This is a genomic window from Acinetobacter sp. YH12151 (genome assembly GCF_013418355.1).
Classification (GTDB): Bacteria; Pseudomonadota; Gammaproteobacteria; order Pseudomonadales; family Moraxellaceae; genus Acinetobacter; species Acinetobacter pseudolwoffii.
In genome coordinates this window covers 54,322-80,068 of sequence record NZ_VPCG01000013.1, presented here as the reverse complement: position 1 = coordinate 80,068, position 25,747 = coordinate 54,322, and the positions used below count along the sequence as shown (strand labels likewise).

The window sequence follows — 25,747 nt, the reverse complement described above, 5'->3', positions numbered from 1 at the left end:
CTCACCATAGACCCATGATGCAAATTCCTTAATAAACCCATCTTTATTTTCAGGGGATACAAAATAAGCAAGGTCTTGCTCTACTTTCTTTAAGCTTTCAGTCAAGTATTTCATTGCAAGTTTTTTTTAAATTTAATACCTAAATTGTATATGTTTGACTATATTTGTCAATATAATTATTTGCTATCAATCACTCTCCTGTTCAGCATTGCGACTGCCTCTTTTGCAGAGCTGCAAATTTCAGAAAAAGTTCGCCCCCAAGTAAAATCTGTAGTTAATGCCGAGATTGAACGTCTGCCCATTCCTGCAACACCCAACAATATGATTCTGCCTGAATTTGGTAAAGGTATCATTGGTTGGGGTGCTGGCCCCAAAGATGCCGAAGTCCGTTTCCAGCGTGTCACCACAGCCGATGTTGAAAAAATGAAACAGGATGGGGTTACTTTAGAAATGGCGCAGGCCTGGCAGACCTTCTATGAAAATGAAACTCAGCGGAATCCGGGTAATCCGACTGCACCTTTTCGGGCCCAACTGATGAAAAAAATCGTCAGCCTCTGGTAAATATCCAGATATCCTGAGGACAAGTCATTAAAAGCAGCAGATTAGAAAATTATTCTGCTGCTTCATTGGTGACCCGTAACACTTCTTCAATGGTAGTTTTCCCTGCCAATACCTTGCGCAGACCATCATCCCGAATCGAACCGGATTGCTGCCGTGCATAACTTTCTATTTCGTATTCGGCCGCATTGCCATGAACCAGACGGCGCATATGATCATCGACGGGCACAATTTCATAAATCGCAGTACGCCCACTAAAACCAGTATTGCCACAGCGTTCACAACCCTGTGGTTGCGGCAGTCTTAAATCCTGTGGATGTTCAATATTTTCAAACAGTTTCTTTTCAAAAGCATCTGCTTCATGCCAGGTCGCGCAATGCGGACATAACGTTCTGACCAGACGCTGGGCAATTACCCCAATCAGGGAACTTGAAAGCAGGAACGGCTCAATGCCCATATCCTTCAAACGCGTGACAGCACCAATCGCGGTATTGGTATGCAGGGTCGACAACACCAGATGCCCCGTCAAGGAGGCCTGCACCGCAATTTCTGCGGTCTCCAGATCACGAATTTCACCCACCATCACCACATCAGGATCTTGGCGCAGCATGGCTTTTAAGGCACGTGCAAAGGTCATATCCACTTTGGTATTCACCTGGGTCTGACCAATACCTTCCAGTTGATATTCAATCGGATCTTCAGCGGTGAGGATGTTTTTGGAACCATCATTCAGGTCAGAAAGTGCGGCATATAAGGTGGTGGTTTTACCCGAACCGGTGGGGCCAGTGACTAAAATAATGCCGTGTGGACGATGCACCAGAGTTTTCAGTCGATCATAGTCATTATTCATCAAGCCCAAATGGGTCATATTTAAACGACCGGCCTGCTTGTCCAGCAGACGCATCACCACACGCTCACCATGAGAGGATGGCAAAGTAGATACACGGACATCGACTTCACGTCCGGCCAGACGCAAGGAAATACGACCATCTTGTGGAATACGCTTTTCCGCAATATCCAGTTTGGCCATGACTTTAATCCGCGAGACCAAAAGCGGCGCAAGTTCACGGCGTGGCTGGACAATTTCACGGAGCTGGCCATCGACCCGTAAACGTACCGACAGTTTTTTCTCAAAAGATTCAATATGAATATCGGAAGCCCCGACCCGAATCGCTTCAGACAATAATGCATTGATCAGTCGTACAATCGGCGCATCATCTTCCTGATCCATCAGATCTTCAGCTTCAGGTACGGAATCGGCCAGACTGAGTAAATCCGGATGATCTTCCAGACCCGCAGCCACCTGTTGTGATTCGCCGCTATCTCCGGCAAAACTGGAGCTGAGTAACTGGTTAAATTCCTGTTCGCTGCACAGCTGAAAATGAGCCGGATAACCGAGCAGACGGCGCGCTTCCTGCAATGCAAGCATCGAGGTATTGTCACGACGCAGAATAAAGGCCTGATCTCCCTCATAACGCAACAGCACACCATGGCGCTTGGCGAAGCTATATGGGATTTGTAATTGTTTAAGTACTTGCATCGCGGATTATAATAATGATGAAAAAATTTAAATTGAGTGTACTCTAAGCATATGACAGCGTGAAGTATGTTTTCAAAGATTTAGCAAGAAAGGGTGCCAACATTGCCGCAAGATAAAGATGAATTAATCCCGAATACAGCGAAAATGCGCTGGTGGGGAGAACAGATTTTTGAAATAAATCAATCCAAAGCCTGGCAGTTTGGTTCCTTGCTGTTTCGTCTGACTCGAGGCATTCAGGAATGGCGACTGGAATACTATCGTCCTGTGGTGCAATATGATTATGAGCAGCAATGGCATCAGATTGATGATCCGAACTTTGCCTTTCCAGCGCCGGTGCACATTGAACGTTATATGTTCAAATCCACCCAAAATAAATTACAGTTGATGCCACGTTTGGCAAACCGTTCGGTGGTGATCAAGCCGGTTGATCCGATTTATATTCCTGCCGGACAACGTGGTACGCTTTATATCAGCACGCCCTTATGGATTGCTGGTTTTGTCGAGGGGCAGCGCGAACCAATTTTTGATCTCCCGGTGATCTTGCCAAAAGACACCTGGTTTGGGCCGAATCATCGCTCAGGTGAAATCTGCTATGCCACTGCAGTCGATGGCAGAACTGAACTGAAACAATTGCATCCACGCGCTTTTCGTGCGGTTACACCGATTGAATTTCACAATACCAGTAACCAGCAATTGCGCTTTGACCGGATGAATGTCCCGGTGCCTGCCCTGCCGTTATTTTACAGTGAAAGTACCGGGCGCTTATGGACCTCGCAAATCCGGGTCTTGCATGAAGGTTCGGACCGCCCACCGCGTATTCGGGTGGAGAACCGTACCCCGCCAAATGCCGGTGAAGTCGCCTATCTGCATCCACCGCGTGATCCGGCGGGCGCTTTATTTAATATGTTTGATTCATTTTTCTAAGGGCGTCTGATGCCAAGTTCAAATATTCCGACCGAAGTCACCAACAGCCTGAAGGGAGTATTTACCAATATCAATACCGACCGTTTAACCGAAATTTTGGTCGCGGTGGTGTTATGTTTTATTGGTTTCCTGATTGCGCGCTTTATTTCCAATACCTTTATTCGGACCATTGGTGTACGTTTTAATGCCCATCAGAAGCTGGTCTGGCGCCGCGGGATTTTCTATTTTATTTTCCTGCTGTTTGTAATGGCCAGCCTGAAAGAAGCCGGTTTTAAACTGAGTGTCTTCCTCGGGGCTGCCGGGATTCTCACCGTAGCCTTGGGTTTTGCGTCACAAACCTCGGCATCCAACCTGATCAGCGGTCTGTTCCTGATTGGTGAGGGTTCTTTCGAAGTCGGCGATACTATTCAAATCACCTTGATTCGTGGGCATACCATTGAAGGTGAAGTGATTTCGATTGACCTGCTTTCAGTCAAACTCCTCACGCAGGATAATATCTATGTACGTTTGCCGAATGAACAGCTGATTCGGGCACCGGTACAGAACCTGTCAAAATTTCCGATACGGCGTATTCCGATTACGCTGGCGATCAATTTCCACGAAGATATTATTAAAGTACGAGAAGTGCTGCTGGATGTCGCCAATAAGTATCCATTAGTTTTGGCTGACCCGAAACCTGCAGTCACCGTTACCGCCTTTCGTGAATCATCCATCGAGTTGTTATTTGCGATCTGGTGCCAGCAGGAAAATTATCTGAAAGTACGCGATGAAATGCAGGAACGGATTCGTAATGGCTTTGTCGATAATCAGATTGAAATTCCAGTGCCGAAAATGGGCTTTGTCGACCATCCATTATCTCGCCCCTTAGAGAATGTTGATATTGACCAATACGCCAATGACAAGGCCCTCAAAAGAGAGCCTGATCTAAAATAACCCTTCGATTCCCTCTCCTTTTTAAAGGAGAGGCTTAGGGAGAGGATTCAATCAGTTTTCTCTGGCATCGGTGCAATATAGGCAATCAGCAGCATCACCCCACCTGCCAGCAAGAAGGAAATGACTCGCGTCAGGGTGCCAATATGCGACAGGTCAAAGAGCACCAATTTTAAGGTCACAACCACCAGAATACTGCCGCCTAAAATCCACATCGGCTTCAGGTTTTTTAAGGTTGCCGTCCACATGGTGATCCAGGCCAGTAATACCCAAAGTACAGTCAAGCTGAGTTGCACCGTCGCATTACCCCATAGCTCCATATCATTAAACGGCGTGTGTAAATACACATGTAAAGCTCTTAAAACCATATAACTGGAAAGCCATAACAGGCTCAACACCATCAAGACTGCGATCATGCCCTTATCACGGCCAACCTTAATCTGTTGCAACAGCATCCAGATAAAACTGGCAAACATGGCGATACTGATCAGGTCAAAAGGATTCAGAATCGGCAACCAGTAATACTGGAATGCTTGCTGACTAAATAACTGTGAACATACCAGCCAAGTGGCCATCAGCAATAAACAACACTTGGTTTGCCAAAGCTGCTGCCAGCCTGATTGCAGGTCCTGTCGATAGCACCACAGGCAAAACAATAAAGGTAAGATCACCATACTGAAATAAGGCATGCTCGGGATCAGACACAGACTGGCCAAAGCCAAACTGCTAAAAACGCCCAAACTCATCCATTCTTTGGATAGCTGCAAACCAGCCAGCGGTCTGAGCCACAGAATCGCTAATAGCATCGCCGAAAGGGCAAAAACCCCGCGCTCCAGACCGCTATCCCAGACAATCACCGCATTTTGACTGCGATCCAGTGTCAAAATCACTGCAATGACCAGCAAGGGTGAGATACCACTCCACTTCGGTAGCAACCAGGACCATTGCTGATTTTTGCGCAGAATCATTTCATTCAACAGCACATAGCCCAGTGTGATGATGAATAAACTCAACACATAGGCATGCTGACTCGAAAATTCATCTTCCAGCAAAGCAAAGAGCATTAAACTGGCTGCAACACTTAAACTACTTAAAAAACTGATACTCAGACTATCCAGTTGCTGCTGGTATTTTTCTTTGAGCTGACTGATCGCCACTACTGCCACATAACACAGACTCAAAATCCAGAAAATCATCCGCGGTGTGGGATTGATTTCGACCAGATAATACAGGCTGCTAAATCCGGCCATCAACAATAAGCCCATACTTAAATAATGCGCCACCCGGACATTTTTCTCTAAGGCCCACAGATAAATTAGCACCCCTTCCACAGCCCAACCAACCACACTCCATTGTTCGGTCAATAAGATCGGTGGCACCAGTGCCAGAAAAATCAGCATCAGACTCAGATAACTTTGTGAAATAAGCTGAATCGTTTGTTTTTGGCGCAATAAAGTCCAACAAGTGGCAAAGACCCCTGCGAACAACAGACTTAGACCGGCTTGCCAGAGTTTTTGATCGGGCTGATTAAAGTGAATCAAATACAGAAAAATATAAGCAGTAATCGGTGCGGCAAAAATCAAGGCCAAGTCGAGTACCGGTTTTAGCTGAAAACGGGACAAATCCTGTCGTGCCAGCAACTGGCTAAAACGAAAACCCAGCCAGATAAACAGCGCACTATGCGCCAGAATCAGCGCAGTCATGGCGTAACGCTCATGAGTATCACCATGAATCAGGCTATACATTCCACCGACAATCGCCGTAATTAAAAAGGCAATCTGATTGAGAATTTTCCAGGGGCGGAAGCTGCTCAGCACTGCCACCCCGACATTAATCAGCAAGTAATAACTGATCAGCTCAACAGCGGAAGCATCTCGGATTGGCAAGGTAAACGGCGCCAGATAAGCAATCAGCAAAGCCATTATGGCCAGTTCGATACTTTCCTGTTTCAGACTTAAATACAGCGTCATTGCCAAAATGATGATAAATACACATGCTGCCAGCGGTAGTGTTGGAATCACCAGATTGTAATAGGCAAAGAATAATGTCAGAAACAAACTCCCTAAACCTAATCCTTCCAGCGCCAGAGCAAAACTGCGGTTTTTAGGAATCAGCCGATAGCCCAGTCCTGTTACAAACAAACTGGCAAGCGCAACCAGACCTAATTTAGCAGCCAGACTCAGCTGCCAGTGCTCGGTGGCAAAACGCAGCAACAAAATAATCCCGATCACTAAAATACTAATGGCGACTTTTAAGACCGGATTGCCCTGAAAGATCCAGCGCTGCACTTGATCGATGAGATTAGGCGTGGACTGAGAATTTAGAGCCGGTTGAGCAGTCACAGGTGCAGCATCAGACCAGTTCGGTGGTGTCGAGGGTGGTGGATCGGCAGAATAAGATTGCAACTGTAACTGTATCAAGCGCCCTTCCAGACGTTGCAGCCATCGGAGTAAAAAGAACACCCAGGCGGTAATCCCGATGCCCATCAACCAGTCAAGCTCGGCCAGCCCACCGACAATGGCAATAATTGAAGAGACATATAAAGGAACTTTCGAATTGCGTTCCAGAGACCTCTGCTGCTGTGCAGCCAGTTGCTGTAGCGGGGCTTCTACTGCGCTGACATATTGCATCACACTGAAGAGAAAACCCACACCACACAGATAAGTCACAATCTGATAATCCAGATACCAAGCACTGATCCCAACAATTAGCAGAGTAATCAGCCAGATCATGCGTAACTCATTGCGTCCTGCAGCCATTCTTATATTTCTCTTTCCTGAATCATTCCATCATACAACAGCTTGTGCTGCTTATTTCATCTTCAGCCGATATTCGCTAAGCTGTAAACTCAGACTCGCCTCAGCGAGCGCAGTAAAAATCACGTACAATAGCGCTGTATTTTGAATAAGGAATTGATTACATGCCACCATTTGTCTTGGTCGATGGCTCTTACTTTTTATTTCGTGCCTTTCATGCACTGCCACCATTAACCACGTCAACCGGTTTACATACCAATGCAATTCGTGGTGCGATTTCTGCTATTCAAAAACTGATGCGTCGGATCCAACCGACCCATATGGCGGTGATTTTCGATACGCCAGAACCGACGTTCCGGCATGAGCTTTCACCGATTTATAAAGGTGACCGCCCGAGCATGCCGACGGAATTATCCGAACAGATTCCTTATTTGCATGCCTTGATTCGTGCACTGGGTATTCCCCTGCATACCTTGCCGGGTGCCGAAGCCGATGACATTATCGGAACATTGGCCAAACGTGCCGAAGCCTTGGGACATCAGGTGCTGATTTCGACTGGTGATAAAGATATGGCGCAATTGGTCACAGACAAAGTGACCCTGGAAGACAGCTTTAAAGAAAAGCCGCTGGATGTCGATGGCGTGTTTGAAAAGTTTGGCGTATGGCCAAATCAGATTATTGATTACCTGACCCTGATGGGCGATGCTTCTGATGGCATCATGGGCGTGCCGGGTGTCGGTGCCAAAACCGCGGCAAAACTGCTAACCGAATATGGTTCGATTGGCGGCATTTTAGAAAATGTCGACAAGATCAAAGGCAAAGTTGGTCAAAATATTAAAGAGCATGTGGATGGCATTGCACTGGACCATCAACTGGCCAGTATTGTGATCGATCTGGATCTTAACTTTGGTTATGACGATTTAAAACTGGGTGAGCCGAATGTCGAGACCTTACGTCATTTGTACACAGAGCTGGAATTTCGTAATCAGCTACAATCCTTAGATCACCCAAACAACCCGAATCATTCAAATTATAAACAGGCGGCAAGATCCATTACCGCCAAACCGGCAACTCTGCCAGACACCACAGAAGATCATGCTTCTGTGACCAGTGGCGATGATCAGCTAGGTCAAGCAACCTATCATAGTGTGTTAAACCAGCAGGACTGGGACAAGCTGTTTGCGCGCTTAAGTAGCGAAAAACGTTTTGCCTTTGATACTGAAACCACCAGTCTGGATTATCGTATCGCGCAGATTGTCGGCTTCTCGGTCGCCTTTGATGCCAACGATGCCTACTATGTTCCTTTGGCCCATGATTATGAAGGCGCACCGGAACAGCTCAATCGTGAAGTCATCTTGGCACAGATCAAGCCGATTCTGGAAGATGACAGCGTACAGAAGATTGGTCATCATCTGAAATATGATGCGCATGTACTGGAAAACCATGGCATTCATTTGGCAGGCTGGTATTTTGATACCATGCTGGCATCGTATGTGCTGAATTCTGTGGCAACCCGTCATGGTATGGATGATGTGGCGCGTCTGTATTTGAGCCATCTGACCACGACCTATGAACAAGTTGCCGGTAAAGGAGCCAAACAGAAAACCTTTAACCAGATTCCGCTGGAAACCGCCGCACATTATGCTGCTGAAGATGCTCATGTCACTTATCGTCTTTATGAAGTTTTGGATGAAAAACTCAAAGTCCATCCTGAATTAAGTCAGCTTTTGCATCGCATTGAAATGCCGGTGGCACGTGTATTAACGAAAATGGAAGAAAATGGCATTCAGTTAGATGTGCATTTCCTTGACCAGCTCAGTGAAGAATTTGCACAAACCATTCAGAATCTGGAAAACCAGATTATTGAATTAGCAGGCCAAAGTTTTAATGTCAGCTCACCAAAACAGGTCGGTGAAATTTTGTTTGATAAGCTGGACCTCAAAGGCGGCAAAAAAACCTCGACTGGCCAATACAGCACCAGTGAAAGTATTTTAGAAAAACTGGATCATCCGATTGCCGCATTGATTTTGGAATATCGTGGCCTGTCTAAACTGAAAAGCACCTATACCGATGGTTTATGCAAACAGGCCAATAATGACAGTGGCCGCGTACACACCAGTTATCATCAAGCACTGACTGCAACGGGTCGTCTATCTTCAACAGATCCAAATTTACAAAATATTCCCATTCGCGAAAAAATTGGCCGTCAAATTCGTAAAGCTTTTGTAGCACCGAAAGGTCGTGTGCTGCTCGCTGCCGATTATTCACAAATTGAATTACGCCTCATGGCGCATTTTTCCCAAGACGAAGCCTTGGTACATGCCTTTAATCACGGTCAGGACGTGCATCGTCGTACTGCAGCAGAAGTTTTGGGCATCGCTTTTGAAGAGGTGACAAATGATCAACGTCGCCAAGCCAAAGCCGTGAACTTTGGTCTGCTCTATGGCATGTCTGAATTCGGTCTAACCCGTCAGTTGGGCTTTACTCGTCAAGAGTCACAAGAATACATTAAACAGTATTTCCATCGTTATCCGGGGATTTATGAATATATGCAACGCACCCGTCAGGTGGCACTCGATCAAGGTTTTGTCGAAACCGTTTCTGGTCGTCGTTTATATACACCGGATATTGATGCTCGTAATATGATGGTGCGCAAAGCAGCAGAACGTGCTGCAATTAATGCTCCGCTACAGGGTTCGGCTGCAGATATCATTAAAATGGCAATGATTGAAGTCGACAAGATGTTGCCAAAAGATCAGGCCAAAATGCTGTTGCAAGTCCACGATGAACTGGTGTTTGAAGTCGATGAAGCTATTGCCGATGAACTGGCACCGAAACTGGCTGAAGTCATGCAATCGGTATTGCAGATTTCTGTACCGTTGGTGGTTGAAGTCGGTAAAGGTAAAAACTGGGATGAGGCGCATTAATGCGCTTCTAAGCCCCTTCCTCCTTATAGGAGATGAGGCATATATTCGGCAAGGGGATGCAGGTTGGTTTTAAACCCCTCTTCCCTTACGAAGCAATGTCCTCATCCCAAAGGAAGAGAAAATTTCATTTACTTATTCCTATGCCTTTCTTGAAGTCCATAATTTTGAGTTGGAAGATGTAAGGTAAAGCCCCTCTTTGAAAAAGAGGGGTTTGGGGAAATTTAAACCCCTCCCAACCTCCCTTTAGAAAAGGGAGGCGCAAATAAAAAGGACGCCTCAGCGTCCTTTTTATTTGAATCCGATTAAAGTCCGGTCAACAATACAATTGCCACCTGATTCATGATCATTTCAATGATGATCAAGGTTAAAATAGCAAAAATTGGAGAGAGATCGATCATCCCCATATTTGGCATAATCTTACGGAAAGGTGCCAGCAATGGTTCAGCCAACTCCTGAACCACTTCAAAATACGGTGAACGAGACTGAGTAAACATCACCACCCAACTTAAGATAATCGTAGCGAAAATCAAATAACGACAGAAACGGATCAAGTCCTGCATCATGGTGACAAAGGTCAAAATCAGTAAATGCACAGGACCATTCGGCATGCCACCAGAGAGATACATCATGCCGAAAATTTTCAGCAAATACAGTACCACCAATAATGCCAAAGCGGCAGTATTGACACGGCCTTTGGCCAAAGTTGGGAAAATTCGACCAAACACATCTACAATTTTAGTGGCTTTTACAGTCGAAAGAACCACGGGATTGTAGGGGCTGACAGCAGCCAATTGCATTAAAAATCGGAAGAATACGAGCAAAATCGCGACGTTAATGATAATGCCAAAAATTAGCGCAGAATTTGCACCCATACTTGAACGTTCCTAAAAATTAAACTGAAGATTTGCTGCTTTCACTGAGCTCTTGTGCCAGTTCTTGACTGCGTTTTTGTGCAGCGGCAAGTGCGGCCTGAATATTTTGAGAAATCTGGGCGCGATCGAAGACTTCAAGTGCTGCCTGTGTCGTTCCATTTGGAGAGGTCACATTTTTACGCAGCTCGGCTGGGGTGTTCGAACTGGTGATCGCCATTTGTGCTGCACCTAAAGCCGTTTGCAAGGTCAGCGCCGTAGCAACTTTTTCATCCAGCCCTAAATTTTTGCCCGCACGAATCATACTTTCCATCATATAGAAAAAGTAAGCCGGCCCCGAACCCGATACAGCAGTCACCGCATCAATTTGCGCTTCTGAATTCACCCAAATGGTCAAGCCCGTAGAGGCTAAAACCTGACTGGCCAAATCACGGTCACTATTTTCTACATCTTCATGGGCGTATAGACCATGCGCCCCGGTTTGTACCAAGGCTGGCGTATTCGGCATGACCCGTACAATACGCGCTGTCCCCAATAAGCTTGCCAATGTCGCTATTTCCGCACCGGCAACAATGGAAATAATCAGCTTATCATTGACCAGACCTTTTAAAGGCTGTAACACTTGTGCCAAAACTTGAGGCTTTACCGCAAACACCACAATATCTGCATCCTGAATTGCAGCGCTATTATCATCGGTCACGTTGATTTCTTTTTCCGCCAGTAAGGCACGGACTTGTTCGACCGGATCAGAAACTGTAATACGTGTTGTTGGCAAACCACGCGAAATCAGGCCGCCAATTAAGGCTTGGGCCATATTACCGCCACCAATAAAACTAATATTACAATTTAAAGCTGCACTCATGTTTAATGCTCGTTGTTGAGTTCTAAAGTTGAAGAAACCGAAATCGGCAGCCATCCCCCTGCTTCACAATATGCAGATTGGGCCAACCAAAATCCTTTAGGGGTAAACACGCCTAGCATAACATTATCTGTGCTTAATATTTGAATAGTATGCCGAACCCAAGGAAATATTTGCGCTTCCTGAATGGCTTTTTTCAGCGGCCAGGCGCCAACACGACCATAGAGATGGATCTTTTCACCCCCCTGACGCTGCTGCAAGTATAAGGGCTGCTGCAATAATGCTGTGGATAAACCCACCTTTGCAGATTCAATGACATATTTTCCGGACAAGACCTGCACATGATCTTTTAACGCAATTTTCAAGGTTTTTAGGCCAGTTTGAAGCTGTTGCTGCTCGGCCAAATAAACCTCTTCTGTCAAACGATATAGTTGCTGCTGATAGCGTACATAGTAATAATCTTTCCAGTGTAAGGCCGCCTGCGCATCGGGTTTGGCATGAATTACCTCGCGTTGCAGACGCTCGACCATATCTAAAGAGGGGCGATACTGCGCTTCGCCTTTCATCCAGGCGGAGAGTAACTGGCGTTGCCGTGATCTTGACAGTTGTAGAAGTTTAGACAAATCAAGTTGCGTATCGGTTCCACACGCCTGTAAATCTTGTTGTAATACTTCTTGCAAAATTTCCTGGGCATCTTGCATCAGTTCACTGGTGCGTACCAGCGCAGACTGCATTTTCGGATAACGTTCACTCAAAACTGGCCACAAGGTCTGGCGTGCCCAGGCCCGGTCATAATGGGTATCAGCATTGCTCGGATCTTCAATATTTTGAATATTTAAGTGTTTTGCCCATTGGCAAATCTGTTCACGGGAAATATCCAGCAGTGGCCGCCAAATGGTGAGATTTTCACGTACATCAACCTGTTTCATGGCCGCCAAACCATCCACGCCAGCACCAGATAATAGGCGCAGCATTAAGGTTTCTGCCTGATCCTGTTGATGATGCGCCAGCACCAGAATTTCATCCGTTTGCAAATGTTGTAAATAAGCCTGATAACGGCAATGACGCGCTTGCTGTTCCAGATTGCCATTTTTGACCTGAACCGGCTGGATGATGCAGGGAATACTCAGTTGCTGGCATCGATCTGCCACGAACTTGCCCCAATCTGCACTAAAAGCTTGTAATTGATGATCAATATAAATCGCCCGAACTTTTTCCGGGCATAAAAAAAACATCAGATGCAGTAGCAGCATAGAATCTACGCCGCCACTGCACCCGATGAGAAATTTTGTCTCTGCAGGAAAGCCCTGCAGCTGTTTTAAGAAACCAGACCTAAATTGTCGCTGCCAAACTTCATTAAACGTTGGTAACGTGCTTCGCATCGTGCTTGCGCTTCCATTGGTTGCAGTTCATTCAAAGCTTCTTTCAACACTGCTTTCAAGCTGTTCATGACATGATCCGGATTTAAATGAGCGCCCTCACCTTCATCCACCACATATTCTACAATGCCCATTTTCTGCAATTTTTCTGCAGTCAGCGCCAAGGCTTCACTGGCCTGTTCGGCTTTTTCGGCAGTTTTCCAAAGAATCGATGCACAGCCTTCAGGTGAAATCACTGAATAGATACTGTGAGACAGCATCACCACACGGTCTGCCACACCAATACCCAGTGCGCCACCTGAACCGCCTTCACCGAGTACAGTTGCAATCACCGGTACTTTCAAATTGGAAAGCTGCGCCAGACTGGTGGCAATGGCTTCTGCCTGACCACGTTCTTCTGCACCAACTCCCGGATAAGCACCCATGGTATCAATAAAGGTGAAGACTGGCAGATTAAAACGTTCAGCCATATCTAACAGACGCTGCGCCTTACGATAACCCTCAGGGTTACTCATGCCAAAATTATGCTGTAATTTTTCACGGGTACTACGACCACGATGCTGACCGACGATCATCACCGGTTGACCATCAAAACGAGCCAGACCACCAATCATCGCACCATCATCACCATATAGGCGGTCACCATGTAAAGCATCAAATTCAGTGAATATTTCACCCACATAGTCCAGAAATTGTGGACGTTCCGGATGACGCGCAATCTGCACTGTCGCCCATGCTTTTGATGGAGTCGCTTTATTTTTCATAGGTTAACCGTTTTCATCCCTATAAAGGTATTAATTAACAAACTGTTCGGATTGAATCGAGAGTTCAATCTCCCAATTTTTAAATTGCTGCTGTTCATCATGCAGTTCAGCCACCAGCAATGGCCATTGTCGGGCATCACCAGACACGCTGAGCTGCCATTGTTGCGCATTTTCAACCTTGAGTTCAATGGCAGGAAGCATCTCATCACTACGACTGTGATTGACCAAAACCGACAGACGAAGCAGCAAACATAACCATAAAAGTTTCGATCCACCGACTTTCATCACATCATGCTTGGCATCAACGCGCAATTTGCGGCGATGGTGTGCGACCAAATGTGACAAATGATTTTGGTCGACTTGTGAGAAACCGGCAATATCCGAGTGTTGTAATAAATAGGCACCATGACGATGATAACCACTATGGCTGATCGCCAAACCAATCTCATGCAGATAGGCAGCACGACGTAACAGATCGCTATCCTCTATCGTCAGGCCCAGTTCATGTTCCACGTCATTAAACAGTTTTTGTGCAGTCTGGACCACACGCTCGGCCTGTTTGGCATCGGCATTATAACGACCAATCAGGGCATGTACGGAACGATCACGGATATCTTCATGCTTGAAACGGCCCAGCAAGTCATACATCACGCCTTCACGCAGCGCACCATCCGAATAAACCAGATGATTAATTCCGAGCACATCAAATACAGCATAGAGAATGGCAATCCCAGCCGGCAATACCGCGCGGCGGTCTTCTTTGAGACCTTCGAATTCCATATCCGAGACATATTTATATTTGAGCAGTTTGTCTTTGAGTTTTTCCAGGCCTTCACGAGTGAGCTGTTCTTTGTCATTGCTCCAGCCCATATTGATACAAATCTGACGACAGGCCTTGATCGTGCCACTGGAACCGACCACCGCATCCCAGCCAGCTTCTTTATAGGTATTGGCAATTCCGGAGATTTCTTTACGCGCCGCAGTAACCGCTTTATCAAAAGCTTTGGCACTGATCTCACCATCCTGAAAATAAGCCTTGGTAAAGGCGACACAGCCCATCTGCACCGATTCAGTATGAATCGGCTCGAACTCTTCACCAATAATCAGCTCAGTCGAACCGCCACCGATGTCAACCACCAGACGACGACCACTGTTGGCCATGGTATGCGAAACCCCGAGATAAATCAGACGGGCTTCTTCACGTCCAGCAATAATTTCGATTGGTTTGGGTAGAATTTCTGCAGCTTTTTGAATAAATTCATGCCCATTTTTGGCTTGACGCAAGGCATTGGTCGCCACAATCCGTAAACGATTTGGCTGAACTGCACCTAAACGTCCGACAAAACGTGCCAGACAGGCCAAACCCCGTTGCTGTGCAGCTTCGGTTAAATTTTTATTTTCATCGAGTCCGGCGGCAAGCTGAACTTTTTCTGACATTGATGCCACTTTTTTAACTTCGCCATGATCTACACGTGCGATGGCCAAATGAAAGCTATTTGATCCCATATCGATGGCGGCAAGTAATTCTTCATCAATCAAAAAGTCAGACATTCCGGAAATAAACCTTTAACGAATTGTGCTTAGAGTAATTCACATGCATGCAATTTAAAAGCCATTTGTAGCGACAATTTGATGCATGATTCTTTTTTATATGGAGAACAATAGTGAGACACGATCATCACTATCGTGATCATCCATTAGACAAAATAACATTAAGCATTGAAAATTTACAGATTCCCCTACATTGTTAAAGATGGCTATGTAATACTAATAATTAGTTATCTTTAAAATATTAATCTGGAGCACATTCCATGTCTGGCAACATCGTAAACACTACTGACGCAAACTTCGAAGCAGACGTTCTTCAATCAGACGTACCTGTACTGGTCGACTTCTGGGCGGGCTGGTGTGCACCATGTAAAGCAATTGCACCCGTACTAGAAGTGCTTGCTGATGAATACCAGGGCAAAGTTAAAATCGTGAAAGTTGACGTAACTTCTTGCGAACAAACTGCCGTAAATTTCAACATCCGTAATATCCCGGCTTTGTTGATGTTCAAAAATGGTGAAGTTGTTGCAACTCAAGTGGGTGCTGCGCCAAAATCTAAACTGACTGCGTTTATTGATGACAATATCTAAGCCCAGCATTTTCAGTAAAAAATACGCGACTGACAATCGCGTATTTTTTTCGGCTATAAATTGACAAAGCCGACATTTTCTCTTATATTTGCTACTCAAGAGATAAAGGATCTTAAATCCTGCCAATTTCTTACAAGACACATTACATAAGATGCCGCTCGGCAATAGAAATTGTTTTTCACATTTTTCTTTGAAACACTCAAACAGATCTCTGAATTGTTCTTTTGCAAATTCAATTGCTTTCGTTTGAATGCTTGTATGCGGCCGAATGTTACTCCCTTTCTAACCTGTACCTCAGAACTTTGATTCTATCTGACCACCTATGAATTTAACCGAACTCAAGAAAAAACCGATTGGCGAACTCATCAAGATTGCCGAGTTTATGGGCCTTGAAGGTATGGCTCGTAACCGTAAGCAAGACATTATTTTTGCCATCTTAAAACGTCATGCAATGAATGGCGAAGAGATTTTTGGTGATGGCGTTCTAGAAATTTTGTCAGATGGTTTTGGCTTTTTACGCTCAGCCGCAGGTTCTTATTTAGCAGGCCCTGACGATATCTATGTCAGTCCTTCTCAAATTCGTCGTTTTAACCTACGTACTGGCGACACCATTACTGGCACTATTCGTCCACCAAAAGAAGGCGAACGTTATTTTGCCTTACTTAAAGTTAATCAGATTAACTACGACACCCCTGAAAATTCACGTAATAAAATCTTATTCGAAAACTTGACCCCATTGTTCCCGACTGAACAGCTGGTGATGGAACTCGGTAATGGTACCACTGAAGATTTAACCACACGTGTGATCGACTTGGTGGCACCGATTGGTAAAGGTCAACGTTCAATCATTGTGGCACCGCCAAAAGCCGGTAAAACCATGTTGCTGCAAAGTATTGCGCAATCGATTGTTCGTAATAACCCAGAAGCTATTCTGATTGTGCTTCTCATTGATGAACGTCCAGAAGAAGTCACCGAAATGGAACGTACCGTTCGCGGTGAAGTGGTTGCGTCGACCTTTGATGAATCACCTGCACGTCATGTTCAAGTCGCTGAAATGGTGATTGAAAAAGCCAAACGTCTGGTTGAGCACAAAAAAGATGTGGTGATTCTACTGGATTCGATTACCCGTCTGGCACGTGCGTATAACACGGTGATTCCTTCATCAGGCAAGGTTTTGACTGGTGGTGTAGATGCGCATGCATTAGAACGTCCTAAACGTTTCTTCGGTGCTGCACGTAATATTGAAGAAGGTGGTTCACTCACCATTATCTCTACTGCCCTGATTGAAACAGGCAGCAAGATGGATGAAGTGATCTACGAAGAATTCAAAGGTACAGGCAACCAGGAAATTACTCTGGATCGCCGTATTGCTGAAAAACGTGTCTTCCCTGCGATGAATATCAAGAAATCTGGTACTCGCCGTGAAGAACGCCTGATGTCAGAAGACAATCTGCGCAAAGTCTGGATTCTGCGTAAGCTGCTGCATACTCAAGATGAATTGGCAGCGATGGAGTTCTTACTGGATCGTATGAAAGAAACCAAGACCAATGATGACTTCTTTGATCAGATGAAACGTAAAGCCTCGAATTAAAATTTCAAATGAAAGGTCACCTAAGCGGTGGCCTTTTTTTAGGTTGACATAAATTACACAATGAAACAATCGAGCCTCATTTATGTAAACTTATTTTTAAGTTTTTGATTAATAAAATAATCAAATTAAAAATTGTATAACTTTTAAAAACTTAACAAGCCTTTCTCCAATCTAAATGTTTCATTCCATTGTTATTTTCTGTTAAAAACTTATGATTTTTTAGCATTTTTCAGTACTTTTTTGAGTCTTGCTAGTAGCAATTAAAAAGGCGCAGTGATAGCATATTTGCAGACCAGTTAGACTGCTCCTGCGTTGTTAGTCCCTAACACAATTAGGAACAATAAAAGCACTTAACAGACTAACTTAGGTTTTTTTTAATCTCAATTTTTAGAGAGTGATGCCATGTTATTCAAAAAAATCGCTATTGCTGCTGCAGTTGCTACTACTCTAGCTTTCGTTGGTTGTGCTAAAAAAGCTGACGACGCTGCTGCTGACGCTAACCAAGCTGCATCTGAAGCTGTAGAAGCTGCTTCTGAAGCTGAAGCTGCTGCTGACGCTGCTGCTGTAGAAGCTACTTCTGAAGTTGCTGTTGACGCTGCTGCTGCTGAAGCTGACGCTGCTGCTGCTGTTGCTGTTGACGCTGCTGCTGACGCTACTGCTGCTTCTGAAGCTGCTGCTCAATAATCTTTTAGATTATTCAGTACAAAAAAAGAGAGCCTTGAGCTCTCTTTTTTTTATTTTAAAAACTGAAATTTAGAAAAATAACAGAATTTAAAAAAAAGCAGATCAGTTGATCTGCTCATTTCCCACACGTTGACGGAACTTCTGTCCCGCACGGAAGGTCACCACACGGCGTGCAGAAATCGGAATTTCTTCACCCGTTTTAGGATTACGGCCTGGACGTTGACGCTTATCACGCAACTCGAAGTTACCAAAACCCGAAAGTTTTACTTGTTCGCCTGAGATCAGCGCTTGGCTGATCTCATCGAAAAACAACTCAACCATTTGTTTTGCTTCACGACGGTTTAAACTCGTGAGCTCACTTAAATGATCAGCCATTTCTGCTTTAGTTAGTGCTGTCATGAAGCCCTCAATGTCGCTTGGTAAGTGTTTTCTAACACTTGAAGGATATTATCCATACCTGATTTAATTTCAGCATCTTCCAGTGTACGGCTTGGATGCTGCCAGAGAAGTGCAAATGCCAGTGAGCGTTTCCCTTCTTCTACTCCTTGTCCAGTGTACACATCGAATAACCACGTCGAGTCTAAAAGCTCCCCACCTGTTTTTTCGATAAGTCCCTGAATTTCGCTAACATTAATCTTATCACTAATTAAAAGCGCAATATCACGTCGAACCGATGGAAAACGTGATAATTCTGTAAAATTAGATACATAAGTTTGCAAAACAGCCGTTTGATCCAATTCTGCCACCCAAGTCGTTGCCAGATCAAGCTCGTCTTCCAGAGAAGGATGTAGACGCCCTAGGTAACCAATTGATTGACCATTCACGAGAATTTCTGCGGATTGACCTGGGTGTAACCAGCTACGCTCTGAACGTACATATTCTACTTTGACACGGCCGGCAGCCAGAATTTCTTCTACATCACCTTTAAAGTCAAAGAAGTCCATTGCAGCAGGTTTAGCATGCCAAGATTCAACATGACGTGAACCGGTTGCAATCAGCGCAAAGGTTGGAATCTGTTTTAAATCATGAATGCTGCTGGCTTCCTGATAGTCAAAACGTAAACCCAGTTCAAAGAAGCGTACACGGCTTTGCTGACGATTAACATTGTACTGAACACAAGGGATCAGACTAGACAACAAGGTAGAACGCATGACAGCCAAATCACTTGAAATTGGATTTGCTAATGCTAATGGATTCACACCGGAATTAAGTTGCTTTTCAAGCTTCAAGTCAGCGAAGCTAAAACTGATCGCCTCTTGATAGCCTAAAGTCACCGCCGTTTGACGTAATTGACCCAGTTCAAACTGATCCTGGTATTTTGCCAACTTCACATCAATCACAGGCAGACTGATTTGAATGTTGTCATAGCCATGAATACGTGCAACTTCTTCAATCAAATCCTGATAAATCACCATATCATAACGATGTGATGGCGGAACTACAGACCATTCGCCTTCTGCTTTTACCATCACCGTGCAACCAAGGCGTGTCAAGGCATCAGTAATAAAATCGCTTTCAACTTTATAACCTAATAACTGATCGACTTGAGCTTGGTTTAATTCAATCGCATCACGTTTTGGCAAAAGTTCAGCTTTTTCCGCCACGGTGATTGGTCCGAATTCACCGCCAGCCAGCTCAGAAATAAGCTGAGATGCACGGTGCATTGCAATTAATGGCAATTCAAAGTCCACACCACGTTCATAACGTTGTGAGGCATCCGTATGTAAACCAAAGCTACGGGCACGACCGGCAATATGTAATGGCGCGAAAAAAGCAGATTCCAGGAAAATTTCAGTGGTTGCATCGCTGACTGCTGAAGACAGGCCACCCATGATACCGGCAATCGCCAATGCTTTTTCGTCATCCGCAATCACCATCACGTTGTCAGAAAGCTCAACTTCTTGCTCGTTTAAAAGCACAAGTTTTTCGTCCGCAATGGCTTGACGTACATGGACTGCGCCTTGCACTTTAGCAGCATCAAATGCATGTAGCGGTTGACCCAGCTCCATCAAGACATAGTTGGTAATATCAACCAGAATACTGTGCTGACGAATACCTGAACGTGCTAATGCGCGTTCCATCCATACAGGAGTCGCTGCCTTGGTATTGACGTTTTTGATCACACGACCTAAGTAACGTGGACAGCCTTCAGTGCTGACTACAACCTGCTTTTCATCAGCAATGGTTGCAGTCACTTCTTTAATTTCAGGCGCAGTCACTGGCAATTGGTTAATCACACCAATTTCACGTGCGATCCCGCGAATGCTGAAACAGTCACCACGGTTCGGCGTGATACTGATGTCAATCACATTGTCATCAAGATCCAGATATTCACGAATGTTGACACCCACAGCTGCGTCGTCTGGTAGCTCTAACAGACCGTCAATTTTATCTTCGAGATCAATCTCAGAAGCGCCGCACAGCATCCCTTGAGACTCAATACCACGTAGCTTGCCTTTCTTGATTTTGAAATCACCCGGCAATACCGCACCAATGGTTGCTACAGGCGCTTTCATGCCTGCACGTACGTTTGGCGCGCCACAGACGATTTGTAATGGCTCAGCTGTACCGATATTCACAGTGGTCACACGTAAACGGTCTGCATCCGGATGCTGTTCTACTGTCAGAACTTCACCAACCACTACGCCTGTAAATGCTTTTGCTGCAGGAGCAAGTTCATCAACTTCAAGACCCAACATGGTCAATTGATCAGAAAGCTTGTCGCTATCGATGGCTGGGTTGACCCATGTGCGTAGCCAATTTTCGCTAATTTTCATTGATATAAAACCTGTAATTCAAATCTCTAGAATCCCCCTCTGACTCCCCCTTTTTCTAAGGGGGAGAACCCCATTTATTTCGTGGAGTCCCTCTCCTTTCTTAAAGGAGAGGTTAGGAGAGGATTAAATAAAAAGTTTTAAGCAAACTGGCGTAAGAAACGCACATCATTCTGGAAGAACATACGTAAGTCGTTCACACCGTAGCGCAACATCGCAAAACGTTCTACGCCCAGTCCGAAAGCAAAACCTTTGTATTTCTCAGGGTCAATGCCGGCAGCTTGTAGCACATTTGGATGCACCATACCGCAGCCCAAAACTTCTAACCAGCGACCGCGTTCATCCATGATATCCACTTCAGCACTCGGCTCAGTGAACGGGAAATAAGATGGACGGAAGCGTACTTTCAAATCTTTTTCGAAGAATTCATTCAGCAGGTTAATCAACAAACCTTTCAGTTCTGCGAAGCTGGTATTTTCAGCCACATACAAACCTTCGATCTGATGGAACATTGGCGAATGGGTTTGATCCGAGTCACAACGATAGACACGGCCCGGACACACGATCTGGATCGGTGGCTGTTGTGTTTCCATCGTACGGATCTGTACACCAGACGTATGCGTACGTAGCAAATGATTTACATCGAAGTAAAAGGTGTCATGCATGGCACGCGCCGGGTGATGCCCCGGAATATTCAGCGCTTCAAAGTTGTGATAATCATCTTCAACTTCAGGACCTGTTGCAACCGTAAAACCTGCCTTGGTAAAGAACTGGCAAATACGCTCTTGCACCTGGGTCACTGGATGGATACTGCCCACCTGCTGACCACGACCTGGTAAAGTAATATCAATGGTTTCGCTTGCCAGTTTTTGTTCTAAGGCAGCTTTATGCAGTTCTGCCTGACGTGATGTCAATGCAGCGGTAATGGTTTCACGTACAGCATGGATTTGTGCGCCGAAGACTTTACGCTCTTCAGGATCCATTTTACCAAGCGACTTAGATTGTTCCGCGAGCTGGCTTTTTTTCCCCGTAAATTGCACTCGTACTTGATCAAGTGCAGCAAGGTCTTGAGCTGCTGCAATCGCAGCGAGCGCTTCAGTGGTCAGGGCTTCCAGTGACATAGTAACTCTCAAAGCAACAGGTTAAAAAATATTTTAAAACCCCACATTCTAACAGTTTTTAGACACTTTGATGAAGATACGTTTTAAGGAAAATTAGATTGGCATGATTAAATATAAAAAGTATAAGATAAACACAATATCAATCAGATCAAATCACTATGGCACTCGATCAAATTTGGAAACAGCAGCTGACCTTGGTCACTTATGGCAATGAGTATCTGACTCAGGACCTGAGTTTCAATCGTTGGATTCAACATTCCATTTTTAATCAGCATCAGTTTGCCTTCCGGGATCTGATGTCACAGCACCTATTGGCCCAGCATTTTCAGATTTGGCTGGAAGGACTGAAAAAACAAGGGGGTCGCCGACTGAGCTTGCATCGCTCGGATTTACTGGTTGATGAAAAAAATCCGAATGCCAATGTCGAGCTGCTACCTCTGGCGCATTTTATCGTCAGCCATGGTGCCAAAGCCAAAACTGCCTGGATTATTGGCAAAGAATTGCCGGAATGGTATAGCGCAGACAATGATTACGAAGCGCCTAAATCGCAGCAATCCCCTTTACGTCATGAAACATTCTGGTGTTATGAGCTGAATCCCAAACTGGCCAAGCGTATTGACACAGATCTGGAAGCACCGAACTGGGACGATATCCAGGCTTATACCAATTATGAGTTATTTGAAAGCAGCCTAGCTCAAGATTTTATAGAACCGGCGTATACCAATCTTCCATACTACGGCACGATACCTGCAATTCAGGCAGATACAGAAAGTCATTTGGCCCTGATTCCGACCGACTATTCAGCTGATTATGCCCATCAGACTTTATACCGGCTAGATGCCTTAAATGAGTTTATTCAAACTAAAATTCAACATCCCTATACGTCAGATGGTGAAGTCCTGAGCCCAGATCAGCAGCTCAATTTACGCCACTTTTCACAAAAAATTGATGATTTAAGTGCCAAATTCATCAGCAAAGTTGCCAACCACTATAAAACTGCACAGCTCACCCCAAAAGTTGCGCCTGACCCATTTGTGGGTATGAGTACCGAAGATCGTTCACCCAAAATATCTAAAGCGGAAAAACCTCAAGATCCGGGCAAATCTAATTCTGCAAATGTACTGACCTTGATTGTGATTACCGTGATTATCTGTCTGATTGGCTACTATTTTGGTCTTTAAGATTTCAGCAAGAAAATATTAACTTCTTGGATAAAACTTAGCCGAATCCAGTGGATATGTCGATATTCGACAGCAGAGATGAGCTTGAAATAATGCTGTCGGTTTTCGCGATGAGTTTTGATCATCCATCAAACAATTGAATCTCGACTCAACCAGGGTTTGATATTTTTTCGATTATTTGAATTTAACCACAATTATTTTTTACTCAGCGCTCGAGATAATGCTCTTTTTATTGATCAGTAAAGATGGGAATAAAAGGTTAAATTCAAGCAGATTACAGTATTAGTTTCAGCCCATTTTTCTGAAATAGTATCGGTGTCGTTATTCGCAAACTTAACTTTTTTTAGTCTGATCGATGGGCGACCATATTTCACGAAAATCGCGCATTAGCTATTTCCCATCTTTCAGGCAAAAAAAGACCGCCAAATGGCGGTCTTTTTTCAAGTCATAAAGACTTATGCAGCCAACGCATCTTTTGCTTTTTGAGCAATCGCAGCAAACGCAACTGCGTCATGCATAGCGATGTCAGCAAGAACGCGACGGTCAATGATTACTTGAGCTTTTTTCAAGCCAGAAATCATGCGGCTGTATGACAAACCGTTTTGACGTGCACCAGCATTGATACGTGCAATCCACAAAGCGCGGAATTGACGTTTCTTCTGACGACGGTCACGGTATGCATATTGACCAGCTTTGATTACCGCCTGGAACGCTACGCGGTAAACGCGTGAACGAGCACCATAGTAACCTTTAGCGCGAGCAAGAATTTTTTTGTGACGGCGATGAGCCTGTACACCACGTTTTACACGAGCCATTTATAATCTCCTTAGATGTACGGGCACATACGACGAACTGAAGCAACGTCACTTACGTGAACCATTACACAGCCGCGCAATTGACGAATACGCTTAGCAGATTTTTTGGTCAAAATGTGGCGTTTGAACGCTTGTTTACGCTTAAAACCGTTAGCAGTCGCTTTAAAGCGTTTAGCTGCACCACGGCGAGTTTTCATCTTAGGCATAACAACCTCTTTTGAACACCTGTTCGGCTCGTTTGCACCATTACAAAACGACCTGCAGGTAAGGGAGCGAGTATTCTAAAGCATCTTTGTTTAAAACAAAAGCATCTTCATCCAATAAGCGAATTTAAACAGGATGGTTTTATGATTTCACTTTAAAAATAGTGCGCAAAACAGAATCAGAAAAATCGCTTCAGGTTTAGAACAGGGCAAAAGCCGCATAAATAAACAGATAACGTCCAATTTTCGCCAGGCTGACAATGAGCAAAAATCGGGCAAAGTTTTCTTTCAGTAGTCCTGCAATTAAAGTAATGGGATCTCCAATAATAGGCACCCAGCTCAGCAGCAAAGACCAATAGCCATATTTCTGATATATCATTTGTGCCTTGAGCATCTTGTCTTCTGACACCGGAAACCATTTTTTATTTTTATAATGCTCGATTTTGAGCCCCAGATACCAGTTGACACAGGAACCCAGAATATTCCCCAGACTGGCCACCGCAATTAACAGTGCCACACTATGGCTTGCCTGTACCAAAAGACCAAGCAGCACAGCTTCAGACTGTAAAGGCAGTAATGTCGCTGCACCGAAGGCTGATAGAAAGAGCAGAAACAGGCTCATGCCAGTATTAACGGCTTAAACGCAGTTTTTTCTTGGCTTTGCTATATTCCCAGCTGGACCACAGTACTGCTGCCACCATTGCCATGATCCGTCCCCATTTATACTGCTGGGTAATGGGTTCAATCGCTGCACGCAAAATCTGCTGATCTTTGGTATTGAGAGCAGCAATTACCTGATCAATATGTACAATTTCAGCAATATAAAGTACTAAACATGCAGCAATACCGAAGAGAATACTCCAGTAAATTCGGGTATTGCTTTCAACAATCTTGGTAAAATTCAGAAGAAAATCGTTCATATATCCATCCAATAAAAAACCACCTTAAGGGTGGCTTTATTTATTTAAGGCTATTTTAGCATAAAGGCTGCAGCTTAACTGACCTGTATAGCAAGCGCTTTCTGAACTGCAGGACGTGCATTCAAGCGATCGATATATTTAGCCACTTCAGGATAATCTGCCAGGTTAATCTGCTGCCAGTCGTGTCGCAACAACCACGGGAATATCGCCATATCGGCAATCGAGTATTCACCAGCCACATAATCCTGCCCGACCAGCTGCTTGTTTAGCACGCCATACAGACGTTTGCTTTCATTGACATAACGCTCGGTGGCATAGGCGATACGCTCAGGCGCAAAACGGCTAAAGTGATGATTTTGCCCAAGCATCGGGCCTAGTCCACCCATTTGCCACATCAGCCATTGTTCTACCTGAATACGTTTGATTTCATCTGTCGGATAGAACATGCCGGTTTTACGACCTAAATACTGCAAAATCGCACCCGATTCAAAGATTGAAATCGGCTGGCCATCTGGCCCTTCCTGATCGACCATCGCCGGAATTTTATTGTTAGGAGAAATAGCCAGAAAGTCAGACTGGAACTGGTCATTTTCCAGAATATTAATCGGAAAAATTTGATACTTCAGCAGCATTTCTTCCAAAGCAATGCTAATTTTATGGCCATTGGGGGTGCCCCAATAATATAAATCGATCATTTTTTTAATACTCCCTGCACTTTATCTATGCCATGATGCATTCAACATAGAGGATTCAGCCAGAAACAACAAGTCTGTATTTTAAAAATATTTTTATATAAATATCATTATCTTAATAA

23 protein-coding genes are annotated in these 25,747 nt (G+C 44.7%); 8 read left to right on the top strand and 15 right to left on the bottom strand.

Annotated elements, in window-relative coordinates; translation table 11 throughout:
• Positions 1 to 150: 150 nt before the first annotated feature.
• Positions 151 to 561 carry a DUF4951 domain-containing protein gene (locus FTU82_RS07050; protein ID WP_180001461.1) on the top strand — a complete coding sequence of 137 codons (411 nt, stop codon included), beginning with the start codon at positions 151 to 153 and terminating at the stop codon, positions 559 to 561.
• Between the two features lie 49 nt (positions 562 to 610).
• Here the strand turns inward: FTU82_RS07050 and gspE are convergent, their stop codons facing one another.
• Entirely contained in the window at positions 611 to 2,098 is a 1,488-nt protein-coding gene (gspE, locus tag FTU82_RS07045) for a type II secretion system ATPase GspE (RefSeq protein ID WP_005172539.1), read from the bottom strand.
• Between the two features lie 144 nt (positions 2,099 to 2,242).
• On the opposite strand from gspE, the gene FTU82_RS07040 reads away from it, so the two are divergent.
• Both FTU82_RS07040 and FTU82_RS07035 read left to right on the top strand, forming a co-directional pair.
• Complete coding sequence (locus FTU82_RS07040; protein ID WP_167381259.1) at positions 2,243 to 3,022, top strand: hypothetical protein; 780 nt, start codon at positions 2,243 to 2,245, stop codon at positions 3,020 to 3,022.
• Positions 3,023 to 3,031: 9 nt separating this feature from the next.
• Positions 3,032 to 3,955, top strand: a complete 924-nt coding sequence (locus FTU82_RS07035) for a mechanosensitive ion channel family protein (protein ID WP_005095828.1) — start codon at positions 3,032 to 3,034, stop codon at positions 3,953 to 3,955.
• Between the two features lie 47 nt (positions 3,956 to 4,002).
• Here FTU82_RS07035 and FTU82_RS07030 read toward each other — a convergent pair whose 3' ends face one another.
• Positions 4,003 to 6,711, bottom strand: coding sequence for a DUF2339 domain-containing protein (locus tag FTU82_RS07030; RefSeq protein WP_180001462.1), 2,709 nt, complete (start codon positions 6,709 to 6,711; stop codon positions 4,003 to 4,005).
• 161 nt (positions 6,712 to 6,872) lie between these two features.
• On the opposite strand from FTU82_RS07030, the gene polA reads away from it, so the two are divergent.
• Positions 6,873 to 9,635 (top strand): DNA polymerase I, encoded by a 2,763-nt coding sequence (polA, locus tag FTU82_RS07025; protein WP_180101185.1) that lies wholly within the window; start codon positions 6,873 to 6,875, stop codon positions 9,633 to 9,635.
• 302 nt (positions 9,636 to 9,937) lie between these two features.
• On the opposite strand, the gene FTU82_RS07020 is transcribed toward polA, so the two are convergent.
• From FTU82_RS07020 to ppx, 5 genes are read right to left on the bottom strand one after another with little or no spacing between them, the layout of a single operon-like run.
• Entirely contained in the window at positions 9,938 to 10,507 is a 570-nt protein-coding gene (locus FTU82_RS07020; RefSeq protein WP_180101184.1) for a YggT family protein, read from the bottom strand.
• 19 nt (positions 10,508 to 10,526) lie between these two features.
• Entirely contained in the window at positions 10,527 to 11,366 is an 840-nt protein-coding gene (gene proC / locus FTU82_RS07015; RefSeq protein ID WP_005095818.1) for a pyrroline-5-carboxylate reductase, read from the bottom strand.
• Between the two features lie 2 nt (positions 11,367 to 11,368).
• Positions 11,369 to 12,745, bottom strand: coding sequence for a tRNA lysidine(34) synthetase TilS (tilS, locus tag FTU82_RS07010; protein WP_080633084.1), 1,377 nt, complete (start codon positions 12,743 to 12,745; stop codon positions 11,369 to 11,371).
• A complete protein-coding gene (locus FTU82_RS07005) occupies positions 12,682 to 13,506 on the bottom strand; it encodes an acetyl-CoA carboxylase carboxyltransferase subunit alpha (protein WP_005095813.1) in 825 nt (274 codons plus the stop codon). Before FTU82_RS07005 ends, tilS begins: the two co-directional genes overlap by 64 nt.
• A 30-nt stretch (positions 13,507 to 13,536) precedes the next feature.
• A complete protein-coding gene (ppx, locus tag FTU82_RS07000) occupies positions 13,537 to 15,057 on the bottom strand; it encodes an exopolyphosphatase (RefSeq protein ID WP_074384073.1) in 1,521 nt (506 codons plus the stop codon).
• A 260-nt stretch (positions 15,058 to 15,317) separates the two neighbouring features.
• Between ppx and trxA the strand changes: the two genes are divergently transcribed.
• From trxA to FTU82_RS06985, 3 genes are all read left to right on the top strand, one after another.
• On the top strand, positions 15,318 to 15,644 hold the full coding sequence (gene trxA / locus FTU82_RS06995; RefSeq protein ID WP_004278266.1) for a thioredoxin: 327 nt from the start codon (positions 15,318 to 15,320) through the stop codon (positions 15,642 to 15,644).
• Between the two features lie 322 nt (positions 15,645 to 15,966).
• Positions 15,967 to 17,235 carry a transcription termination factor Rho gene (gene rho, locus FTU82_RS06990; protein WP_005095808.1) on the top strand — a complete coding sequence of 423 codons (1,269 nt, stop codon included), beginning with the start codon at positions 15,967 to 15,969 and terminating at the stop codon, positions 17,233 to 17,235.
• A gap of 402 nt (positions 17,236 to 17,637) precedes the next feature.
• Entirely contained in the window at positions 17,638 to 17,919 is a 282-nt protein-coding gene (locus tag FTU82_RS06985; RefSeq protein WP_180101183.1) for a hypothetical protein, read from the top strand.
• 102 nt (positions 17,920 to 18,021) lie between these two features.
• Here the strand turns inward: FTU82_RS06985 and FTU82_RS06980 are convergent, their stop codons facing one another.
• From FTU82_RS06980 to pheS, 3 genes are all read right to left on the bottom strand, one after another.
• Positions 18,022 to 18,318 carry an integration host factor subunit alpha gene (locus FTU82_RS06980; RefSeq protein WP_004783565.1) on the bottom strand — a complete coding sequence of 99 codons (297 nt, stop codon included), beginning with the start codon at positions 18,316 to 18,318 and terminating at the stop codon, positions 18,022 to 18,024.
• Complete coding sequence (gene pheT, locus FTU82_RS06975) at positions 18,315 to 20,696, bottom strand: phenylalanine--tRNA ligase subunit beta (protein WP_180101182.1); 2,382 nt, start codon at positions 20,694 to 20,696, stop codon at positions 18,315 to 18,317. Before pheT ends, FTU82_RS06980 begins: the two co-directional genes overlap by 4 nt.
• Positions 20,697 to 20,833: 137 nt before the next feature.
• Positions 20,834 to 21,814 (bottom strand): phenylalanine--tRNA ligase subunit alpha, encoded by a 981-nt coding sequence (gene pheS / locus FTU82_RS06970; protein ID WP_004278272.1) that lies wholly within the window; start codon positions 21,812 to 21,814, stop codon positions 20,834 to 20,836.
• 158 nt (positions 21,815 to 21,972) lie between these two features.
• Here pheS and FTU82_RS06965 point away from each other — a divergent pair, with 158 nt between their 5' ends.
• Positions 21,973 to 22,995, top strand: a complete 1,023-nt coding sequence (locus tag FTU82_RS06965; protein ID WP_180101181.1) for a hypothetical protein — start codon at positions 21,973 to 21,975, stop codon at positions 22,993 to 22,995.
• Between the two features lie 455 nt (positions 22,996 to 23,450).
• Here FTU82_RS06965 and rplT read toward each other — a convergent pair whose 3' ends face one another.
• The 5 genes from rplT to FTU82_RS06940 form a co-directional block, all read right to left on the bottom strand.
• Positions 23,451 to 23,810, bottom strand: a complete 360-nt coding sequence (gene rplT, locus FTU82_RS06960; protein ID WP_005095799.1) for a 50S ribosomal protein L20 — start codon at positions 23,808 to 23,810, stop codon at positions 23,451 to 23,453.
• An 11-nt stretch (positions 23,811 to 23,821) separates the two neighbouring features.
• Positions 23,822 to 24,016 (bottom strand): 50S ribosomal protein L35, encoded by a 195-nt coding sequence (gene rpmI, locus FTU82_RS06955; protein ID WP_004278281.1) that lies wholly within the window; start codon positions 24,014 to 24,016, stop codon positions 23,822 to 23,824.
• Between the two features lie 196 nt (positions 24,017 to 24,212).
• Positions 24,213 to 24,635, bottom strand: a complete 423-nt coding sequence (locus tag FTU82_RS06950; RefSeq protein WP_005095796.1) for a YqaA family protein — start codon at positions 24,633 to 24,635, stop codon at positions 24,213 to 24,215.
• A gap of 7 nt (positions 24,636 to 24,642) precedes the next feature.
• Positions 24,643 to 24,933, bottom strand: a complete 291-nt coding sequence (locus tag FTU82_RS06945) for a hypothetical protein (protein WP_100329202.1) — start codon at positions 24,931 to 24,933, stop codon at positions 24,643 to 24,645.
• Positions 24,934 to 25,007: 74 nt separating this feature from the next.
• Positions 25,008 to 25,628, bottom strand: coding sequence for a glutathione binding-like protein (locus FTU82_RS06940; RefSeq protein ID WP_180101180.1), 621 nt, complete (start codon positions 25,626 to 25,628; stop codon positions 25,008 to 25,010).
• Between the last annotated feature and the right edge of the window lie 119 nt (positions 25,629 to 25,747).

What these genes read in the sequence shown, in the direction of transcription:
- FTU82_RS07050 (WP_180001461.1), top strand. Translation starts at nt 151, where the DNA reads ATGTTTGACTATATTTGTCAATATAATTATTTGCTATCAATCACTCTC.
- gspE (WP_005172539.1), bottom strand. Translation starts at nt 2,098, where the DNA reads ATGCAAGTACTTAAACAATTACAAATCCCATATAGCTTCGCCAAGCGC.
- FTU82_RS07040 (WP_167381259.1), top strand. Translation starts at nt 2,243, where the DNA reads ATGCGCTGGTGGGGAGAACAGATTTTTGAAATAAATCAATCCAAAGCC.
- FTU82_RS07035 (WP_005095828.1), top strand. Translation starts at nt 3,032, where the DNA reads ATGCCAAGTTCAAATATTCCGACCGAAGTCACCAACAGCCTGAAGGGA.
- FTU82_RS07030 (WP_180001462.1), bottom strand. Translation starts at nt 6,711, where the DNA reads ATGGCTGCAGGACGCAATGAGTTACGCATGATCTGGCTGATTACTCTG.
- polA (WP_180101185.1), top strand. Translation starts at nt 6,873, where the DNA reads ATGCCACCATTTGTCTTGGTCGATGGCTCTTACTTTTTATTTCGTGCC.
- FTU82_RS07020 (WP_180101184.1), bottom strand. Translation starts at nt 10,507, where the DNA reads ATGGGTGCAAATTCTGCGCTAATTTTTGGCATTATCATTAACGTCGCG.
- proC (WP_005095818.1), bottom strand. Translation starts at nt 11,366, where the DNA reads ATGAGTGCAGCTTTAAATTGTAATATTAGTTTTATTGGTGGCGGTAAT.
- tilS (WP_080633084.1), bottom strand. Translation starts at nt 12,745, where the DNA reads ATGCGAAGCACGTTACCAACGTTTAATGAAGTTTGGCAGCGACAATTT.
- FTU82_RS07005 (WP_005095813.1), bottom strand. Translation starts at nt 13,506, where the DNA reads ATGAAAAATAAAGCGACTCCATCAAAAGCATGGGCGACAGTGCAGATT.
- ppx (WP_074384073.1), bottom strand. Translation starts at nt 15,057, where the DNA reads ATGTCTGACTTTTTGATTGATGAAGAATTACTTGCCGCCATCGATATG.
- trxA (WP_004278266.1), top strand. Translation starts at nt 15,318, where the DNA reads ATGTCTGGCAACATCGTAAACACTACTGACGCAAACTTCGAAGCAGAC.
- rho (WP_005095808.1), top strand. Translation starts at nt 15,967, where the DNA reads ATGAATTTAACCGAACTCAAGAAAAAACCGATTGGCGAACTCATCAAG.
- FTU82_RS06985 (WP_180101183.1), top strand. Translation starts at nt 17,638, where the DNA reads ATGTTATTCAAAAAAATCGCTATTGCTGCTGCAGTTGCTACTACTCTA.
- FTU82_RS06980 (WP_004783565.1), bottom strand. Translation starts at nt 18,318, where the DNA reads ATGACAGCACTAACTAAAGCAGAAATGGCTGATCATTTAAGTGAGCTC.
- pheT (WP_180101182.1), bottom strand. Translation starts at nt 20,696, where the DNA reads ATGAAAATTAGCGAAAATTGGCTACGCACATGGGTCAACCCAGCCATC.
- pheS (WP_004278272.1), bottom strand. Translation starts at nt 21,814, where the DNA reads ATGTCACTGGAAGCCCTGACCACTGAAGCGCTCGCTGCGATTGCAGCA.
- FTU82_RS06965 (WP_180101181.1), top strand. Translation starts at nt 21,973, where the DNA reads ATGGCACTCGATCAAATTTGGAAACAGCAGCTGACCTTGGTCACTTAT.
- rplT (WP_005095799.1), bottom strand. Translation starts at nt 23,810, where the DNA reads ATGGCTCGTGTAAAACGTGGTGTACAGGCTCATCGCCGTCACAAAAAA.
- rpmI (WP_004278281.1), bottom strand. Translation starts at nt 24,016, where the DNA reads ATGCCTAAGATGAAAACTCGCCGTGGTGCAGCTAAACGCTTTAAAGCG.
- FTU82_RS06950 (WP_005095796.1), bottom strand. Translation starts at nt 24,635, where the DNA reads ATGAGCCTGTTTCTGCTCTTTCTATCAGCCTTCGGTGCAGCGACATTA.
- FTU82_RS06945 (WP_100329202.1), bottom strand. Translation starts at nt 24,933, where the DNA reads ATGAACGATTTTCTTCTGAATTTTACCAAGATTGTTGAAAGCAATACC.
- FTU82_RS06940 (WP_180101180.1), bottom strand. Translation starts at nt 25,628, where the DNA reads ATGATCGATTTATATTATTGGGGCACCCCCAATGGCCATAAAATTAGC.